Annotated in this window: 15 protein-coding genes and 1 riboswitch; of the genes, 5 read left to right on the top strand and 10 right to left on the bottom strand. The window is 65.3% G+C overall.

Going from position 1 to position 18,130, the window contains the following annotated elements; translation table 11 throughout:
- Nucleotides 1–5: 5 nt before the first annotated feature.
- From phoU to phhA, 7 genes are all read right to left on the bottom strand, one after another.
- Nucleotides 6–698, bottom strand: coding sequence for a phosphate signaling complex protein PhoU (gene phoU / locus GGR44_RS10565; protein WP_183955542.1), 693 nt, complete (start codon nucleotides 696–698; stop codon nucleotides 6–8).
- A 32-nt stretch (nucleotides 699–730) separates the two neighbouring features.
- The gene (gene pstB / locus GGR44_RS10570) at nucleotides 731–1,519 is read right to left on the bottom strand and encodes a phosphate ABC transporter ATP-binding protein PstB (protein WP_183955543.1); all 789 of its coding nucleotides are present in this window, start codon (nucleotides 1,517–1,519) and stop codon (nucleotides 731–733) included.
- 8 nt (nucleotides 1,520–1,527) lie between these two features.
- On the bottom strand, nucleotides 1,528–2,730 hold the full coding sequence (pstA, locus tag GGR44_RS10575) for a phosphate ABC transporter permease PstA (RefSeq protein ID WP_221214349.1): 1,203 nt from the start codon (nucleotides 2,728–2,730) through the stop codon (nucleotides 1,528–1,530).
- Between the two features lie 38 nt (nucleotides 2,731–2,768).
- A complete protein-coding gene (gene pstC, locus GGR44_RS10580; RefSeq protein WP_183955545.1) occupies nucleotides 2,769–4,163 on the bottom strand; it encodes a phosphate ABC transporter permease subunit PstC in 1,395 nt (464 codons plus the stop codon).
- A 13-nt stretch (nucleotides 4,164–4,176) separates the two neighbouring features.
- Entirely contained in the window at nucleotides 4,177–5,247 is a 1,071-nt protein-coding gene (locus tag GGR44_RS10585; RefSeq protein WP_183955625.1) for a substrate-binding domain-containing protein, read from the bottom strand.
- Between the two features lie 275 nt (nucleotides 5,248–5,522).
- Nucleotides 5,523–6,611: a 4-hydroxyphenylpyruvate dioxygenase gene (gene hppD / locus GGR44_RS10590; protein ID WP_183955546.1), complete on the bottom strand. Its 1,089-nt coding sequence runs from the start codon at nucleotides 6,609–6,611 to the stop codon at nucleotides 5,523–5,525.
- Between the two features lie 23 nt (nucleotides 6,612–6,634).
- The gene (phhA, locus tag GGR44_RS10595) at nucleotides 6,635–7,498 is read right to left on the bottom strand and encodes a phenylalanine 4-monooxygenase (RefSeq protein ID WP_183955626.1); all 864 of its coding nucleotides are present in this window, start codon (nucleotides 7,496–7,498) and stop codon (nucleotides 6,635–6,637) included.
- A gap of 95 nt (nucleotides 7,499–7,593) precedes the next feature.
- Here phhA and GGR44_RS10600 point away from each other — a divergent pair, with 95 nt between their 5' ends.
- Nucleotides 7,594–8,064 carry an Lrp/AsnC family transcriptional regulator gene (locus GGR44_RS10600; RefSeq protein WP_183955547.1) on the top strand — a complete coding sequence of 157 codons (471 nt, stop codon included), beginning with the start codon at nucleotides 7,594–7,596 and terminating at the stop codon, nucleotides 8,062–8,064.
- 94 nt (nucleotides 8,065–8,158) lie between these two features.
- Nucleotides 8,159–9,466, top strand: coding sequence for a hypothetical protein (locus tag GGR44_RS10605; protein WP_183955548.1), 1,308 nt, complete (start codon nucleotides 8,159–8,161; stop codon nucleotides 9,464–9,466).
- 24 nt (nucleotides 9,467–9,490) lie between these two features.
- Here the strand turns inward: GGR44_RS10605 and GGR44_RS10610 are convergent, their stop codons facing one another.
- Nucleotides 9,491–10,594, bottom strand: a complete 1,104-nt coding sequence (locus GGR44_RS10610; RefSeq protein ID WP_183955549.1) for a class I SAM-dependent methyltransferase — start codon at nucleotides 10,592–10,594, stop codon at nucleotides 9,491–9,493.
- 51 nt (nucleotides 10,595–10,645) lie between these two features.
- A complete protein-coding gene (locus GGR44_RS10615; RefSeq protein ID WP_183955627.1) occupies nucleotides 10,646–11,338 on the bottom strand; it encodes an ABC transporter ATP-binding protein in 693 nt (230 codons plus the stop codon).
- 124 nt (nucleotides 11,339–11,462) lie between these two features.
- Here GGR44_RS10615 and GGR44_RS10620 point away from each other — a divergent pair, with 124 nt between their 5' ends.
- From GGR44_RS10620 to GGR44_RS10630, 3 genes are all read left to right on the top strand, one after another.
- Entirely contained in the window at nucleotides 11,463–13,169 is a 1,707-nt protein-coding gene (locus GGR44_RS10620) for an Hsp70 family protein (RefSeq protein WP_183955550.1), read from the top strand.
- Nucleotides 13,166–14,923, top strand: a complete 1,758-nt coding sequence (locus tag GGR44_RS10625) for a hypothetical protein (RefSeq protein WP_183955551.1) — start codon at nucleotides 13,166–13,168, stop codon at nucleotides 14,921–14,923. Before GGR44_RS10620 ends, GGR44_RS10625 begins: the two co-directional genes overlap by 4 nt.
- A gap of 49 nt (nucleotides 14,924–14,972) precedes the next feature.
- Nucleotides 14,973–15,212, top strand: a riboswitch (cobalamin riboswitch).
- Nucleotides 15,213–15,390: 178 nt separating this feature from the next.
- Nucleotides 15,391–17,238, top strand: a complete 1,848-nt coding sequence (locus tag GGR44_RS10630) for a TonB-dependent receptor plug domain-containing protein (protein WP_183955552.1) — start codon at nucleotides 15,391–15,393, stop codon at nucleotides 17,236–17,238.
- 27 nt (nucleotides 17,239–17,265) lie between these two features.
- Here the strand turns inward: GGR44_RS10630 and GGR44_RS10635 are convergent, their stop codons facing one another.
- Nucleotides 17,266–18,099: an ABC transporter substrate-binding protein gene (locus tag GGR44_RS10635; RefSeq protein WP_183955628.1), complete on the bottom strand. Its 834-nt coding sequence runs from the start codon at nucleotides 18,097–18,099 to the stop codon at nucleotides 17,266–17,268.
- Nucleotides 18,100–18,130: the final 31 nt, after the last annotated feature.

An 18,130-nucleotide genomic window follows, 5' to 3' on the forward strand; every position in this document is an offset into this window, starting at 1 on the left:
GCGGCTTACTCCTCGATCTCGGACGGGCCGCGCTCGCGCTCCGGCAGGCTGTTGCCGGTCGCGGCATAATAGACCATCTCGGCCACATTGGTCGCCTGGTCGCCGATCCGCTCGATATTCTTGGCGACGAACAACAGATGCGCGCACTCGCTGATCGTCTTGGGATTTTCGACCATATAGGTCACCAGCGTGCGGAAGACGCTGTTGTAGAAATCGTCGACCACCGTGTCGCGCTCGACCACCGCGACGGCGAGGTCCGGGTCGCGCGCGGCAAAGGCGTTGAGCGCGTCCTGCACCATCTCGCCCGCAACCTGTCCCATCGACGGCAGCAGCGAAATCGGCTCCAGCGTCCGCTTGTTGACGGCGATGATCGGCACGCGCTTGGCGATATTCTTGGCGTAATCGCCGATCCGCTCGACCACGGCCACGATCTTCAGCGCGGCGATCACGTCGCGCAGGTCGTTGGCCATGGGCGCGCGCAGGGCGATGATCTGGATGACCAGCTTCTCGACCTCCGCCTCGATGGCGTCGATGCGCTTGTCTTCGGCCACCACCTGCGCCGCCAGTTCCCTGTCGTGCCGCTGCAACGCCAGCATCGCCTTTTCAATGGCGGCTTCCGCGCGTCCGCCCATTTCGGCGATCAGCCCGCGCAGCGTGTCGATTTCCTCGTCAAAGGCCTTGATCGTATGTTCAGCCATGTCTCGTCTCTCCGCCCGGATCGGCCCGCAAATCAGCCATAACGCCCGGTGATATAATCCTTGGTCCGCTCCTGGCGCGGATTGGTGAAGATGTCGGTGGTGACGCCATATTCGACCAGGTCGCCCAGGTGAAAAAAGGCCGTGCGCTGCGACACGCGGGCAGCCTGCTGCATGTTATGGGTCACGATGACGATCGCATATTTGCCGCGCAATTCGTGGATCAGCTCCTCGATCTTGGCGGTGGCGATGGGGTCCAGCGCCGAACAGGGTTCGTCCATCAGGATGACTTCGGGCTCCACCGCGATGGCGCGGCCGATGCACAGCCGCTGCTGCTGGCCGCCCGAGAGGGCGGTGCCGCTGTCATGCAGCCGGTCCTTCACCTCTTCCCACAGACCCGCGCGGCGCAGCGACCTTTCGACGATGATGTCCAGATCCGCCTTCGACGCCGCCAGCCCATGGATGCGCGGGCCATAGGCGATGTTTTCGTAGATCGACTTGGGGAAGGGGTTGGGCTTCTGGAACACCATGCCGACGCGCGCGCGCAACTGCACCACGTCCATGCTGGAGGCATAGATATCCTCGCCGTCCAGCGTGATCGTGCCTTCCACCCGCGCGCTCGCCACGGTGTCGTTCATGCGGTTCAGCGTCCGCAGGAAGGTCGACTTGCCGCAACCCGACGGGCCGATGAAGGCGGTGACATTGTCCATGTCGACGTCGATGGACACGCCCTTGATCGCTTCCTTCGCCCCATAGAAAACCTTGACGTCGCGGGCCGACATCTTGGGGTTGGCGGGCATCAGGGATTTTTGTTCTTCGGTCATGGGATCGGTTACCACCGTCGTTCAAATTTGTTGCGGAGATAGATGGCGAGGCCGTTCATCGCGAGCAGGAAGACCAGCAGCACGATGATCGCCGCCGACGTCTTTTCCACAAAGCCCTTCGACACTTCGTCGGACCACAGGAAGATTTGCACCGGCAGCACGGTCGCGGGATCAGTGACGCCGCCGGGCGGCGTCGCGATGAAGGCGCGCATGCCGATCATCAGCAGCGGCGCGGTTTCGCCCAGCGCGCGCGCCATGCCGATGATGGTGCCGGTCAAAATGCCGGGCAGGGCCAGGGGCAGGACATGGTGGAACACCACCTGCACCGGTGAAGCGCCGATGCCCAGCGCCGCGTCGCGGATGCTGGGCGGCACCGCCTTGATCGCGTTGCGCCCGGCGATGACGATGACCGGCATGGTCATCAGCGCCAGCGTCAATCCGCCCACCAGCGCGGCGGATCGCGGCATGTGCAGCAGGTTGAGGAAGATCGACAGGCCGAGCAGGCCGAAGATGATGGAGGGAACGGCGGCCAGATTGTTGATCGACACCTCGATAATGTCGGTCACCCAGTTCTTGCGCGCATATTCCTCCAGATAGAGGGCGGTGGCGACGCCGATGGGGAAGCTGAGGATCAGCGTCACGAACATCGTCAGCAACGATCCCTTGAACGCGCCCCAGATGCCGACCTGCGCCGGATCGGTGCCGTCGCTGCCGGTCAGGAAGCCCCAGTTGAAACCGGTGCTCAGCATGCCCGCCTTGTCCAGCCGGTCGACGGCGGCCTCGGCGTCGGGCGTTCCGTCGCCCTTGGCGGCCAGGTCGATGGCCGTGGCGGCGGGGACATGGATGGTCGCCGTCTGGCTCAAAATCCTGGGGTCGGCCCTAATCGCGTCGCGGATCGCGGTCCAGGCGGTGGGCGCCAGCAACGCCTCGCTGTCCGGACCCAGCGCCTTGTCAGCGATGGCCGCCGTCACCATCGGCAGGTTGGCGTTGGCCAATGCCTGATCGGTGATGGCGTCGGGATCAAGCACCAGCGGCGAGGCCGGGAAATCGACTTTCAGCGCGATCTGCGTGCTGGTGAAGCCGCGCAGGCCGTTGCCCATCATGCTGCCCAGCAGGAAGGCGAGGAAGGCGACCGACAGCAGCACGGCGGCCAGACCCGCCAGCCTGAAGCGGCGCTCGGCGGCGTAGCGGCGGGCGATCCGGCGCTGCATCGCGTCCGACTTCCAGTCGGTGGGATTGCGGGTCGTGGTCACTCGTAAGCCTCGCGATATTTCTTCACGACCCGCAGGGCCACGATGTTGAGCAACAGGGTGACGATGAACAGCACCAGCCCCAGCGCGAATGCGGCCAGCGTCTTGGCGCTGTCGAACTCCTGATCTCCGGTCAGCAACTGGACGATCTGGGTCGTCACCGTGGTCACGCTGGCGAAGGGATTGAGCGTCAGGTTGGCGGCAAGGCCGGCGGCCATCACCACGATCATCGTTTCGCCGATGGCGCGGCTGACGGCCAGCAGCACGCCGCCGACCACGCCGGGCAATGCGGCGGGGATCAGCACCTTGCGGATCGTCTCGCTCGTCGTCGCGCCCATCGCCAGGCTGCCGTCGCGCATGGATTGCGGCACGGCGGCGATGCTGTCGTCGGCCATGGAGGAGACGAAGGGAATGATCATCACGCCCATCACCAGACCCGCGGCCAGCGCGCTTTCGGAACTGGCGCCGGGAATGTGCAGCGCGGCGGCCAGATCGCGCAGCGCGGGCGCGATGGTCAGCGCCGCGAAATAGCCGTAGACGACCGTGGGCACGCCCGCCAGCACCTCCAGCATGGGCTTCAGCCAGCGGCGCACCACCGGGCTTGCATATTGGGTCAGGTATACCGCGCTCATCAGGCCCAGCGGGATGGCGACGATCATGGCGATGATCGCGCCGATGAAGATCGTGCCCCAGAACAGCGGCACCGCGCCGAAGGCGTCCTCATTGCCATAGCCCATGGCCGCCGATTGCGGGCTCCATTTCAGGCCGAACAGGAAGTCGATGGGGTTCACCATCGAAAAGAAGCGCAGCGATTCCCACAGCAGCGACGATACGATGCCCAGCGTGGTGATGATCGCGATCAGCGATGCGAACATCAGCGTCGCCATCACCAGCCGCTCGACCCGCGTGCGCGCCCGGAAATCGGGGCGGATGCGGGTGAAGGCATAGGCGCCCCCGGCAAAGGCCAGCAGCACGGCCAGCGCCGCGCCCGCCATGGCGTAATGGCTGATCGCCGCGCGATAGGGTTCGACCAGCGCGGCCGATTGCGGATTGAACCCGCCCGCCTGCTTGCCCGTGGCGATGGCCCGCGCCTCGCCCAGCACCGCCGAACGGGTGAAGCCGTCGGCGGGCAGGCTCTGCGCCGCCGGACTTTCCATCACCGCCTGGGTGACAAGGCCGGGCGACACCTGCCCCCACACCGCCAGGAACAGCAGCGAAGGCGCCAGCGTCCACAGCGCGACATACCAGCCATGATAGCCCGGCAGGCTGTGCATGGCGCCGCGCCGTCCGGTCGCCTGTGCGGCGACCTTCAGGCGGATGGCGCGGGCGCGCGCGCTGACCCAGGCGATGACGCCCAGGCCAGCGAGCAGCAGCAGGAGTGCGGGTCCGTTCATCGGTCCTTTTCGCTTATTTCAGCGCCGAACCGTCAAGCGGCGTCAGGTTTTTGACCGCGTCGGCGCTCGCCTTGCGGGCTTCCTCCGTCGCCGCGACCATGCCGCGCTTGGTCAGCGCGCCACCGGGGCCCCAGTTGGCGGCGAAGGCGTCCAGATAGGCCTGAAGGCCCGGAATGGCCTGCATATGCGCCTTCTTCACATAGATGTAGAGCGGCCGCGCGCCGGGATATTCGCCCTTCGCCACCGTGTCATAGGTCGCCTGGACGCCGCTCAGCGGAATATCCTTCAGCGAGTCGAGATTTTCCTCAAGGAAGCTGTAGCCGAAAACGCCGACGGCATTGGGGTTGGCGGCCAGCTTCTGGACGATCAGATTGTCGTTCTCGCCCGAATCGACATATTTGCCGTCCTCGCGAACGCGGGTGCAGGTCGCCTTATATTCGTCCTCGTCCTTTTCCTTCAGCGCCTTCATCGCCTCATCGCTCTGGCAACCCTTTTCCAGGATCAGTTCGGCGAGCGAATCGCGGGTGCCGCTGGTCGAGGGCGGGCCGAATACGGAGATGGCGACGGCGGGCAGGCTGGGGTCGACATCCTTCCAGGTCTGCGCCTTGTTCGGGCCCTTGCCATAGGGATTGGCGGCCAGCGCCTCATAAACGATCTTGGGCGTCAGCTTGAAACCGGGGCCGTTCTTGGCCTCGGCGAAGGCCAGGCCGTCGACGCCGACCTGAATTTCGATGATGTCCTTGACGCCATTGGCCTGGCATTGGTCGAACTCGCTCTTCTTCATCCGGCGCGAAGCGTTTTCAATGTCGGGATGCTGCGCGCCCACGCCCGCGCAGAACAGCTTCATGCCGCCGCCGGTGCCGGTCGATTCGATGATCGGCGACTTCATGCCGGGATTGTTCTGCACGAACAGTTCGGCGACCGCCGTGGCAAAGGGATAGACGGTGGACGAACCGACCGCGCGGATCTGGTCGCGGGTGCCGGCGCTGGCGCCGCCGCCGGCCTGGTCGCCACAGGCGGCGAGAGCGAAAATGGCTGCCGACGACGCGGCCAGAAGAGCGAATTTCTTCAAGATAACCTCCATCAAAGGCATGGCTGCGGTGTTTCACTTGCCGCCGTCGCCTTCGTTGCAATGCGCGGTAGCCATGCTTCGTCGCGCCATTGTGACAGTGAGGTTTCAGTTTGATGACAATGGCCCCGGACGGCCATTATTATTCTCCACCTCAGGGGGTGGCCGGCCGGGCATGATGCGCGGGACCGCGCTGTGGAGGGAGGTAAATATGATGGCGAAGTTGCGGTCTATGCGCAAATCATAGTGGGGCGGCGTTCCTGGACAGGCCCGCCGCCCCCTCTCCGAAATCACGCCGTCCGGTCGTTTTTCTCCGCCCGGTCGCCCATATGGACGACGCCGCGCCGGATCTGGTCCAGTTCGATCGACTCGTACAGCGCCTGGAAATTGCCGTTGCCAAAGCCCTCATTGCCCTTGCGCTGGATGATCTCGAAAAAGATCGGGCCGACCATCGTGTCGGTGAAGATTTGCAGGAGTATGCCCTCCTGCTCGCGGTCGCCGTCGATCAGCACGCGGTTGGCTTGCAGGCGCTCGATGTCCTCGCCATGGCCGGGGATGCGGGCGTCGACCGCTTCATAATAGGTGTCGGGCGTATCCTGAAACCGCACGCCGCCCGCGCGCAGCTTTTCGACCGTGGCGTGAATATCGTCGGTGGTCAGCGCCAGATGCTGAATGCCCTCGCCGCCATAATCGCGGATGAACTCCTCGATCTGGCTCTGTTCGTCCTGACTTTCATTAAGGGGGATGCGGATCGCGCCATCGGGCGCGATCATCGCCTGGCTGAACAGGCCGGTCGCCTGCCCCTTGATGTCGAAGAAACGCTGTTCCCTGAACCGGAAGACACGCTCATAGAAATCCGCCCACACCCGCATCTGCCCGCGCCGGACATTATGGGTCAGGTGGTCGAGCAGGTTCAGGCCAACGCCCTTGCGCGCCGCATCTTCCCGCCAGCCGGGAACCTCGTCCCAGTCCGCGAAGGGATCGCCGCTCACCAGATAGAGCAGCGACCCGCCAATGCCCTGCACCGCATGGGCGCCGGGCAGGGCGCTCCTCGCCGTATCCGCATCCTTAGCGCCGCGCGCCAGCGCGACTTGATGGGCGGTCCGCGCGTCGGCGACGCAAAAGCCCATGCCGCAGGCCGACGGGCCATGGGCGGCGCGGAAATCGGCGGCGTGCCCGTCGCCCGCGTTCAGGATGAAGGCGATCTGTCCCTGCCGCCACAGCGTCAGGCCCCGGTCGGCCCGCCGCGCGGCTGGCGCGAAACCCAGCATCGCGAACAGCCGGGCCAGCCCATCAGGGTCGGGCGCGGTAAATTCGACAAAGGCGAAACCGTTGAGCCCGACGGGATTGTCCAGGCTGAACAGGCTATGGGCGGTCATGGCATTCTCTCCTCGGTCTTTTTTCAATCTTCCGCGCTGGCTGCCCGCCGCGCATGGGCCTGCGTGCCGCGATGGATCAGCCGGTCGTCGGGGGTCAGGGCGTCGGGGGCGATGTCGGCCTCGCCCTCCAGCGCGGCGTAGAGCGGGCCAAGGTCGGCATCCTGCGTCTGGCGCAGCAGATCGTCGAAACTGTCGATGACGAAATAGCTCTGCTGGAAATCGTTGATCCGGTAGCGGGTCCGCATCACGCGGCGCAGGTCAAAGCCGATCCGGTTGGGGGACGGATCGTCGAGGGCGAAGAGCGACTCGGCATGCGACGACACGATCCCCGCGCCATAGAGTTTCAGTCCGCCCGCGCCCGCGATCAGGCCGAATTCGACCGTGTACCAGTAAAGCCGCGCCAGATGGTCGATCGCCCCCAGCCGCGCCGCGCGCAGCCCGCCCAGACCATAGGCCTGCATATAATCGGCGAACACCCGATGGGCGAGCAATGGCACATGGCCGAATATGTCATGGAAGACATCGGGCTCCTCCAGATAGTCGATCTGGTCGGGGCGACGGATGAAGCGCCCGGCGACGAAACGGCGATGGGCCAGATGGTCGAAGAAGATTTCATCGGGCACCAGCCCCGGCGCCGCCACCACCCGCCACCCGGTCGCCTTCATCAGCCGTTCGTTCAGCGCCTCGAACCGGGGGATGCCGGGCCGGTCCATCCGCAACATGTCGAGCCCATCCAGAAATTCCGGCACGACGCGGCCGCGCAGCATCGCCGCCTGCCGCGCGAACAGGGCGTCCCAGGTCGCATGATCGGCGGCGCTATAGGCGTCCCAATCCTGCGGCACGGTCCAGTCCGCCGCTTTGGCGACCATGTCCTGCATCTCTCCCATGCGAAACATGATCTCGCATTTCGGGCGGTATTGGGTTTCTAAATCGCGGTCATGGCGCTGGAATTTGCAAATCTGATTTGATAAATTGGCATTATATGAAACAGATCGCCGAAATGGACGCGCTCGACCGCCGCATCGTCGCCGAATTGCAGCGCGACGCCGCGCGCAGCCATGCCGATCTTGCCGAACGGGTGGGCAGCACCGCGCCATCCTGCTGGCGTCGCATCCGCGCGCTGGAGGAGGCGGGGATATTGGGGGCCACGGTGCGCCTGGCCGATCCCGAAAAACTGGGCCAGCATGTGATCGTGCTCTGCCATGTGCGGATGCGGGCCTATGACAGCGAAACGATCGCCGCCTTTGAAGGCTTCGTGCAGGATCAGGCGCGGGTGATGGAATGCTACGCCATGTCGGGCGAGTGGGATTATCTGCTGCGCGTCGTGTCCAGCGACGTCGCGGATTACGAACATTTCCTCATGCGCCTGCTGCTCAAACACCCCTCGGTCGCGGGCGCGGCGTCGCATTTCGCCCTGTCGGTCAAGAAATATACGACCGCCCTGCCGGTCTGACCGGGACAGCGGACACAATCTGTGCGTTTCCATTTGCCGGGCGAGCGGCTATGGCGAGCGGGAACAGGCTATTGAACGGGTTTTGAGGGAATTGATGGCAAGCGCACCCGACACTTCGCGCCAGGCGCCCGCCGGGGATGAACAACAGGTGCTTGCGGGGCTGGAGGAAAATTCGCCCTATGTCCGCCGGGGGCTGTTCGGGAACGGCAACACCGGCGTTGAATATGTCAGCGCGAAAAAGCGATCCAACAAACTGGCCGTCACTTTCGCCCAAGAGGCCACCCGCAATATGCGCCAGCCTGGGTTTGCCGAACATTTTATGCTGGAGCGCGGGTTCGATGTCCTGACGTTGAAGTGCAACATCAACAACTGGTTTCAGGATATTTCGCGCGAACAGCTTCGGGACGCGATTGCCGGGCGGCTGTCGGATTATGATTTCGTCGTCTGCTACGGTTCCGGCATGGGCGGCTATGCCGCCATCTATTTTGCCGAGATCGTCAAGGCGAACGTCGTCATCGCCCTCTCGCCCCAATATTCCATCGACCCCGCCATTGTCGATTTCGACGATCGATGGGCCGGATCCGCCGCGAAGATCAGTTTCAAGCATCAGTCGCTGGACGCCATTTTGGCGCATACCGGCGCGGCCATCTATGTTGTTTATGATCCGCATGACACCGATGCGAAGCATGCGGCGGCCATGCGGGCCGCGAGCAACCGCATCATTCCGGTCGAAACGCCCTATAGCGGCCATCCATCGGGCGCCGCGCTTCAGCAAATGGATATTCTGGCCGGACTGTTCGACAATCTGGTCGAAGGGCGCATCCCTCCGCTGAGGAAGACGATGCGGGCGCAGCGGGCGCAGTCGGCGAAATATCTGTTCGGCCTCGCGCAAAGCTGCATCCGCCGCGGGCACAAGGCGGCGGGCCTGTCTTTGCTGGAGAGGGCCGTCTCCTCGGAGGGCGCGACCTCTGAAATTCGCATAGCCTATTGTCGTCGGTTGCATGCGGAGGGGCGCGTCCACGATGCCGTGGCCCGGCTTCGCGAATATTGGCCGTCATTGCCCCAGAATGCGCACATGATTGCCTATCGCGCCCATCTGGAGCAGGTCGCCGGCGACCAGAAGGAGGCGCGACGCCTGTTCGATCTCGCCATCCGGCAACAGCCCGACATGACCCTCCTCTACAAGGAGGAGCGCAAGCTGATGAACGACATCATCGCCGATTCCGATCACAAGATGGCGATGATGCAGACCGCCCTGGAACGCGCCCGGGCCGAGGCGCAACTGCGCATGGGCGGCGCGCCGGCCCAGTTTTCCGGTCGCAATGTCGCCCTGATGGCCGCCGCATCGCTGGTCATCGTCGCCTTGATCGCGATCCTGGCCATCTCGCTGCACGTGGTGTGACGCGCCGGGGCGTCCGCCGATCCGTCAGACCAGGGTAAAGCGATAGACCTGCGCCCAATGGGCGTTGGGATCGGGAAAAAATTCCGCCCTGAACCCGGCCCGATCAAACAGATGGAACAGATAGGCTTCCTGAAAACCCAGTTCCATCCAACCGCGCAGGCGCATGATGGAGATATTTTCCCAGTCCAGCCGGAAACCCCAGGGGAAGGGGATTTCAGGCATGTTGACGCGCGAAATCGGCTCACCCGCCAGGATCACGCATCCGCCCGGTTTCAACAGGCCCTTCATCTGCTCGATCAGGTCTGCGGCGTTCCAGCAATGATGGAAGCTTTCGTAGAACAGGATCAGGTCGTAGGCGTTGGGTTCGCCGGCGGGGTTGGCGCCGAACAGGCCCAGATGCGATGTCAGGTCGGTGCGAAAAAATGCCGACGCCTTGTTGACCCCGTCGACAAAGGCCTTGTTGATGTCGACGACATCCACCTTCGCTCCGGTCCGCGCAAAGGCGAAGGAGGTCTGGCCAAAGCCCGCGCCATATTCCAGCACACGGCCGTTTTTGGGCAGGTTGCTGCGCACCAGGATATGGCCGATCGCCATCAGGTGGGCGCCCGCCAGTGCGGCGTCGCCAGTGCTGTAGAAGGCGGGGCGATAGATGAAGTCGTGATGGACGACTTCGGGCGTATCCTCATCGACGGTCGGATCATATTGCGCCCGGCCTGTGATCGCCGACCATAATCGCATCATCTGCCCGGCATAGGCGGGACTGTCCGGGTTCAATCGGCAATCGAACCAGTCGGGAATGCGCAGGATCTTGCCCGCATGGGTCGTCCGGTCCCCGGCGGCGAACGCGGCGGCGATCCCGCCAATCTCTTCGATGGTGAAGGTCGGGCGGCCATGGTGGACCAGCGCCGCCATGCGATCGCGATGTTCGCTGGAATCGGCCAGTGCGGCCGCAAATCGCTCCGGGGTGCGATACAGGTCGATATGGGCCGCCACCACCGCGTCATTTTCAGGCGCCCGGCCCAGATAGCCCAGATAGCTGTCGACAACCTCTTCCCGGGTCAGCGTCGGCGGAACCTGTTGCACCAATGGCTGGGTGGGGCTTTTCAATCGGTTGATGAAGGATCGCATATTCTGGCATGTCCCTGTCAGGGGCTGGCGACAATGGCCCGATCGCAACGGTCAGTGATGGATGTCGACGACGGCCCGGTCGGACTTCACCGTCCGCTGATAATAATTGTGGACGTCGATGGCCTCGTCGATCGTATCGAAAAATTGCAGCGCGCCGTTGAACAGCACGGCGCCCTTGTCGCAATGCGCCCGCAATGTCTGGGGAACGTGGCTCACCATCACCAGCGCGCCCTTGCTCTTGCGTTCGTCCATCACCGCTTCGATCTTCTTGCGGAACCGCTCGTCGCCCGTCGCGGTCACTTCGTCGATCAGGTAGCAGTCGAACTCGATGGCCAAAGATATGCCGAAGGAAAAGCGCGCGCCCATGCCCGATGAATAGGTGTGCACAGGCTGCCGGAAATAGGGGCCGAGTTCGCAGAAATCCTCGACGAACTTCGTCAGCTTCGCAATGTCCTTGCCATAGATGCGGGCGATGAACCGGCAATTGTCCGCGCCCGTCAGGCTGGATTGAAAGGCGCTGGCGTAACCCAGCGGCCAGGATGTCGTCATGTTGCGGATGACCCGCCCCGACGTCGGGTTGTCGACGCCCGCGATCATGCGGATCAGCGTGGATTTGCCTGCGCCGTTCGATCCGCAAATGCCCAGCCGGTCGCGCGGACCGATGGTGAAGTTCAGATTGTTGAGCACCAGATTCTGATGGCCATGACCATCGTAAATCTTGCTGACATTTTCGAAGCGAATCATTTCACTCATCAATAGGGACAGGCTATCGCCTTGCAACATGTAACTGCCTGCCGGTTACAGGCGTGCGACGGGGCGCCGGGATTTTGGGCGCGGGGATTGGGAGCGCTGGAACCTTGGGGGTTGAATGATTGTCGGTATTGACCTTGGCACCACCAACAGCGCGGTTGCGCTATGGCGGAACGATATGGCGCAACTGGTGCCCAATGCGCTCGGCGATGTCCTGACCCCCTCGGCCGTCAGCGTCGATGCGACCGGCCATGTGCTGGTGGGCCAGGCGGCGCGCGACCGGCAGGCGACCCATCCGCAGGACAGCGTGTCCAGCTTCAAACGCTATATGGGCACGCAGCGCACCGTGCGCCTCCACAAGCGCGAATATTCGGCGGAGGATCTCTCGGCGCTGGTGCTCAAATCGCTGAAGGCCGATGTCGAGGCGTTCGCGGGCGAGGCGGTGACCGACGCGGTTATCACCGTCCCCGCCTATTTCAACGACCGCCAGCGCAAGGCGACCCGGCGCGCGGGCGAACTGGCGGGTTTCAACGTCCGCCGCCTGATCAACGAGCCGACCGCCGCCGCGCTCGCTTTTGGCGTCCACGACCGGCAGGATCGCGAGCCGTTCCTGGTGTTCGATCTGGGCGGCGGCACGTTCGACGTGTCGATTGTCGAAATGTTCGACGGCATTATCGAGGTGCGCGCCTCGGCGGGCGACAATGTGCTGGGCGGCGACGATTTCAACCAGTGCCTGGTCGCGCTGGTGCGGCCGCAATTGCAGCCGGCCGCCGCGCTGGAAGGCGTCGCCCCCGATGTGCTGGAGGCGCAGCTTCTGGCGGCGGCCGAACAGGCGCGCCGCCGTCTGACCGATGCGGCGCAGACCGATTTCGCGCTGGTGCTGAACGGCGTTCGGGTCAGCGCGCCCGTCGACGCCGCCGCGTTTGAAGCCGCCGCCGAACCGCTGATTGACCGGCTGCGCGAGCCGGTGCTGCGTTCGCTCCGCGACAGCCGCATCGCCGTCCAGTCGCTCAGCGAGATCGTGCTGGTCGGCGGCGCGACGCGGATGCCGGTCGTTCGCCGCGCCATCACCCGCATGTTCGGCCGCTTCCCCGACACCACCGTCCATCCCGACCATGCCGTGGCCTTGGGCGCGGCGGTGCAGGCGGGGCTGATCGAACGCAACGCGGGTCTTGATGAAATCCGCCTGACCGATGTCTGCCCCTTTACCCTGGGCGTCGACACGTCCGAGCGCGACCGGGGCGGCCATTTTCGCCATGGCCTGTTTTCGCCGATCATCGACCGCAACACCGCCATTCCCGTCAGCCGCGTCGCCAACTACACCACCATCGCCGACAATCAGAGCTTCATCGAATTCGGCATCTATCAGGGCGAAGCGCGCGAGGTCGTCTCCAATGTCCGCCTCGGCTCGATCAAGGTGCCGGTGCCGCCGCGCCCGGCGGGCCATGTGTCGGTCGACTGCCGGTTCAGCTATGACAGTTCGGGCCTGCTGGAGGTTGACGTGACGGTCGGCGAAACCGGCGTCACCCGCAATCTCGTCATCCTCGACGAAAGCGACGGCCCTTCGGACAAGGAGATCGCGGCGCGCCGGGCGGAACTGGCGAAACTGAAATTCCACCCGCGCGAAGAGGCGGAAAATGTCGCCCTGCTCGCCCGCGCCCGGCGCGCCTATGAAGCGCATATCGGCGATGATCGCGCCCGCATCGGCGCGATGATCACCGATTTCGAGGGCGCACTGGAAAGCCAGGACGGCCGCATCATATCGCAGGCGCGGGTCGACCTGCGCGAAGGGCTGGACCTCATCGACCGGGACCGCTGGCTGTGACGCCCACGGCCGCCTGGCGTCTGCTGGGCATTGACCCCACGGCCGACGCCAGCGCCATCCGCCGGGCCTATGCCGCGCGGCTGCGCGCCATGGATGTCGACGCCGACCGCGACGGCTTCGCCGACCTGCGCGACGCCCGCGACCTGGCGTTGCAACTGGCGGCCGAGGGGACGCTCGATCCGGAACCTGCCGATGAAGCCGCGCCCGCCGCGCCGGAGGGCGAGCAGGTCGCGATTCCTGTGCCGCAGACGGGCTTTGGCTGGACCGGCGCGCTGGCGGGAACAGGCGATCCGGCGCTCAGCCTGTCGCCGCCCGACGGGGCGCTGCACCCGGCGGCGCTCGCGCCCGATGTTCGCCCCGCCGCCGATGCGCCCGGCGATGTCCTGCCGCTGCCCGATCCGGCCGATCTTCTGGCCTGCGCGGACAAGGCGGGCGGCTGGTATGTCGCCCGCCATGGCCTCGCCGCTGAAGAGGCGCGGGCGGACCGCGCGCTCCACGCCCTGCTCTTCCCGCGCGGGGAGGATGATGACCGCGAACAACTGATGACGGCGGAGGAGGAGGAACAGGCGCAGGCGGCGCTGGCCGCCGTCATCGCCGATGTGCGCGGCGGCGACATCGACCAGCAGGCGCGCGGCGAAATCTGGATCGCGGACATATTGGCGCATGGCTGGCCCCGGTCCGACCCGCTGCTGGCCCCCGCCGCCGACGCCTTTGGCTGGCGGGCGCGGGCGGGTCTGGTCGATACGCCCCCGGCTGTCGACTATGTCAACCAGCGCCTTGCCGCCCGCGATTTCCGCACCGCCGTCGAGCGCAAGGATCACCAATTGCACGGCGCGTGGAAGCAGCTTCGCAAACCCACCCGCACCGGCCAGTCGCGCGCGCTGTGGTGGGAGGGGCGCAAGATCGACGAGTTGCTCGGCATCATCCGCCGCGACTATCCCGAACTGGAACAGCAACTCGACTGGCACCGCGTCGCCCTGTGGGACGCGCGCGGGCAAAAGCCGATCCGTTCCTATACCTGGATATTCATCGCCATCGTCGTCGTGCAGTTGCTGTCGGCCATCGGGCGGATGGCGGGGCCGTCCGGGGATGCGTCCTCACCCGCGTCACTGGCCGAAGCCGTCGACACGCCGCAGATGAAAGCCGACATTGGCGATGTGCTCGTCAAAAGTCTGGGCAGCGCCATGGCCTATGACGAATTTGCGCGCGACCATGGCGGGCTGCAACGGATATTGTCCACAAACTGGCGGATGCAGGACAGCTCGGGCAATTTCACCGACAGCTACGCCAGGGTGATGGACCGGTTGCTGCGCGACCGTTATGTCCTGATGGCCCATGAACTGGGCGGCGACCATCTGCTCGCCCTGCAAAGGCTGCGGCTCAAAATCGGCCGGGCGCTGCGCAAGGATCAAAACTGGGCGGCCTGCAACGATCTTTATCGCACCGGCCTGTTGCCCGATCCGGCCCTGCTGCCCGATGATCTTGCCGCGCTTCAGCGCCAGCAGATGGGCGCTTTGCTGCTGTCCGTCGACACCGACCCCGCGCCGCAGAACCGCAAGGGCGGCACCTATAAAATCCCCGGCGCCATCGTGCAGGCGACGCTTGATGGATCGGGCCTGCCGCTCGACCGGGTGCAGGCGGTCTATCAGGGCGGCGGCGAACCGCGTGACGTGTGCCTCGTCGACACCGCCATGCTCGCCGCCATCCTCGACGCCGCGCCTGCCGTGCGCGGCCCGTTGATCGATAAGATCTGATCGCGCTTCCGGCACGGCTTGCCGTCCCCGCCCATATCCCCTAAGGGCGTCCGCGCAAGATCGCGCCGGCGCCCCCGCGAGGGGGCCGCAAGAGGGAATGCGGTGCGGACGCCATGGCGCGTCCAAATCCGTGGCTGTCCCTGCAACTGTAAGCGGATAGCGCGATGCACGATGGGGCCTTTTCCGTTGAGGAGATCGCCCCGGCCACTGGACCTTCATGGTCTGGGAAGGCTGGTGCATCGCGTGGCGACCCGCAAGCCAGGAGACCTGCCGGCGCAGGTCGCTCTTGCCCCGGTTCAGGGATTGGCCGAGGCACGGTTCTCCGTCTGAGCGACGTTTGCGGCCGGGAGCCGCAACGCCATCGGGCGGTGGACGCTGTGCGTCCGTCCTTCGCCGCGACGGCGCCGCCCGCAAAGGCGGTTGGTCCCCGGTCCTCCCTCGCTCGGACGCCGAAGGACTGAAAAAGCATGTTGAAAACCGCCCTATCGCTGGCCGCGCTCATCGCCGCCACGCCCGCGCTGGCACAGGATGACGACATCATCGTCACCGCCGCCGGCATCGCACAGCATCGTGACGAGGTCGGCCAGGCCATCACCGTCATCGACGCCGACACCATCCGCATTCGTCAGGACGTCACCGTGGTGGACCTGCTCGCCACCACGCCCGGCGTGCGCTGGAGCCGCAACGGCACCACCGGCGCTGTCACCGGCGTATCGTTGCGCGGCGCGGAAACGACGCAGACCCTCGTGCTGATCGACGGGGTGAAGGTCAACGACCCTAGCGGCATTGGCGACGGTTTCGACTTTGGCAATCTGCTGGTCGGCAATATCCACCGCATCGAAGTGCTGCGCGGCTCCAACTCGATCGTTCACGGCAGCCAGGCCATCGGCGGCGTCGTCAACGTGATGACGCAGACGCCGACCGACGGTTTCGCCGCCAACGCATCGGCCGAATATGGCTATAGCGACACATGGAATGCGAAGGCCGACATTTCCGGCGGCAAGGGCGCTGTCACCGGCGGCATCGGCGCGGCCTGGTTCTCGACCGACGGCATCTCCTCGGCCGCGCGCGCTTTCGGCGCGACCGAAAAGGACGGTTATGAAAATCTGACGCTCAACGGCCGGGCGAAAATCGCCTTCTCCGACGCGCTCAGCCTCGACCTGCGCGGCTATTATATCCACGCCGACCTTGATTATGACAGCTTCTTCGGCGCGCCCGCCGACAGCGCGGACGTCAGCATCGCCGACCAATATATCGGCTATGCCGGCCTCAACCTCTCGCTGCTCGACGGCCGCTTCACCAGCCGCGCCGCCGTCACCTTCCTGCGCGCCACCCGCGACTATTATTTCGCGCGCGGCGGCGACCCGGATTATGGCTATACCGGTGAAAACTGGCGCTTCGAATATCAGGGCGTCTATGCCCCCGTCGACGCGGCCAAGCTGGTCTTCGGCTATGAACATGAACGGCCGGACTATGATTTCTTCGGCTTCGGCGATACGGCGGCGGCGAAGGCCAATCTCGACAGCGTCTACGCCCTCGCCATCGTCAAGCCGCTCGCGGGCCTGTCGCTGAGCGGCGGCGTGCGCCATGGCGACCACAGCCAGTTCGGCGGCGCGACGACGCTGGGCGCCAACGCCAATTACACGCCCAATGGCGGCGCGACCAACATCCGCCTGTCCTATGGCGAAGGATACAAGGCGCCCTCGCTCTACCAGCTATACGACAAATGGAGCGGCAATGCGGATTTGCAGCCCGAACGCTCGAAAAGCTATGACATCGGCCTCGACCAGTCGGCGCTGGGCGGCGCGGCGCAATTGTCGGTCACCTGGTTCCGCCGGGACACGCGCGACCAGATCAACTATGACAATGCGACCTTCACCTATGGCAATATCGACCGCACAAGGGCGAAGGGCGTGGAAGCGACGCTCACCCTGCGCCCGGTCGACGCGCTGACGCTGACCGCCAGCTACAGCCATGTCGACGCGCGCGATCGCTCGGCGGGGTCGGCCAATCTTGGCAACCGCCTGGCCCGCCGCGCCGCCGATGCGGTCAGCGCCTCCGTCGATTATGAATGGGCGTTCGGCCTGTCGACCGGCGCGACGCTGACTATGGTCGGCGACAGTTACGACAATGCCGCCAACAGCCGCCGCCTCGATGGTTATGCGCTGGCCGGGGTGCGGGCGTCCTTCCCCGTCACCGACCATTGGGAAGTCTTCGGCCGCGTCGACAATCTCTTCGATGCCGATTACGTCACCGCCTATGGATATGGCACCTATGGCCGGTCGGCCTATGGCGGCGTGCGTGCCCGTTTCTGATCGGGCACAGGCATGATCGCCGCGCGATCAGCGTCCCGCGCGCTTTGCTGCGCGACGGGCGTTGATCTGCGCGATCAGGCTGCGTGCGGCGGTCACATAGCTGGGGCCGCCGCACACCGTCCACGCCTGCGGCAGGCGCAGGCGCGGGATGGCGCGCAGCGCGGGGTGGTGCAGCATTTCAGTGCCCTGATCGACCACCTTGTCCGTGGCGCTTTCGACGATCAGCCAGTCGGGCCGCCGCGCCACCATCTCCTCCAGCGGCGTCTGCGCCAGCGCGGGCCTGCCCATGATCGCGGCGAGGTTGGTGAGGCCCGCCCGGCCCATCAGTTCATCGACCAGCGTGCCGGTGCCGGTCATATAGCCGCGCCGCTGATAATAGGCGGCGACGCCCGCCTTGCCCACGCGCGGCAGGCTGGCGAGGTCGCGCTCCATCGCCGCGATCATCGCCTCGCCCCGGTCGCGATGGCCGATGGCGGCGGCCACGGCGCGAATCTGCTCGATGATCGCGCCCCAGCTTTCGGCATTGGCGACGCCCAATGTGCGCCAGTCCCCCCGCGGCGCGCCGACGATGCCGCCTGCGCCATCGGGAAAGCCGATGACGAGGTCGGGCTTCATCGCCAGCACCTGCTCGCCCGGCTTGCGGATGATGGCGAAACGGCGCGCCTTCGCCGCCCCGGCCGACAGGTCCGGGTCGCGCGCATTGGGGCTCAATGCCGCGATCTGCCCCGGATCGGCCAGCGCCATCAGATATTGGTCGGCGCACAGGTTGACCGACACGATCCGGCGCGGCGCACCCTTTGGCGCAGGCGCGGCGGCGATCAGGGGCAGGGCGGCCAGCGCCCATATCAAGCGTCGCATCATCATCATCACCCTGCCCTTAATGCCCGCAACG

The sequence above is a fragment of the Sphingobium fontiphilum genome, assembly GCF_014196635.1.
GTDB classification, from domain to species: Bacteria; Pseudomonadota; Alphaproteobacteria; order Sphingomonadales; family Sphingomonadaceae; genus Sphingobium; species Sphingobium fontiphilum.